The sequence below is a fragment of the Oleiphilus sp. HI0125 genome, from assembly GCF_001635355.1.
The window spans coordinates 1-895 of the sequence record NZ_LWGF01001522.1 but is presented as its reverse complement, the minus strand read 5'-3'; the positions used below and the strand labels follow the sequence as shown (position 1 = coordinate 895).

At 40.3% G+C, this 895-nt stretch carries 2 protein-coding genes; both read left to right on the top strand.

Going from position 1 to position 895, the window contains the following annotated elements:
- The first annotated feature begins 116 nt into the window (after positions 1 to 116).
- Positions 117 to 386 (top strand): 30S ribosomal protein S15, encoded by a 270-nt coding sequence (gene rpsO / locus A3762_RS25485; protein ID WP_068478048.1) that lies wholly within the window; start codon positions 117 to 119, stop codon positions 384 to 386.
- 361 nt (positions 387 to 747) lie between these two features.
- On the top strand, positions 748 to 895 hold a 148-nt coding region (locus A3762_RS29005), incomplete at its 3' end, for a hypothetical protein (protein ID WP_156493759.1).

Genomic DNA, 895 nt, shown 5'->3' with positions numbered 1-895 from the left:
TGCAAGCAAAACGGCTGATTAACTTTACGCCTGTGTCGTAAAGGAAAAACGATGTACGACTTACTGTACGTATGCGCGGTAAGTGGTTTTTAAACAAGCATATTGAGGAAAATATCATGGCATTAAGCGCAGCAGAAAAAGCAGCAATTCTTAAAGACTACCAACAATCTGAAGGCGACACTGGTTCTCCTGAAGTTCAAGTTGCATTGTTGACTCATAACATCAACAAGCTTCAAGGTCACTTCAAAGGTAACAAGCAAGATCACCACTCACGTCGTGGTTTGATTCGCATGGTTAACCAACGTCGTAAGCTTCTTGATTACTTGAAAGGCAAAGATGCAGATCGTTACCTTTCTTTGATCGGTCGTCTAGGTCTACGTCGCTAATCTCGAATTAGCAGCGAGACAAACAAGGGTAAATGGTTACAAGAACCAACTCCCAAGTTTAGTTGTAGTACCGGAGCGCTTTAGGGCCCTCCGGTATTTTCGTTTTTAAGACAATCGTAATTCTATTGTTATGCGATTGATCTATTGTAAGTACGTGATTTTGTAGGTGTCTAAAACGAGCACCAGTGCATTAAAAATCAAAACACGAATAGGGTAGCTTCATAGGTTTGCAGTAAAGTTTTATAGCTGAGTGCTTTAGAAAATTTGCGTTTACGTTATTTTTCTAAAGTATTGAGCATAAAGCTTTAGTTGTAGTGATCGATGAGGCGTTCTTTTTATATTTAAAAGTAAAGGAGCCGATGTGAATCCGGTAACTAAACAATTTCAATACGGTAACTCTACCGTTACGCTAGAAACTGGTCGTATTGCACGTCAAGCCGCAGGTGCGGTGATGGTAACGGTTGACGATACTTCTGTATTGGTAGCAGTGACTGCTTCAAAAGAAGCAA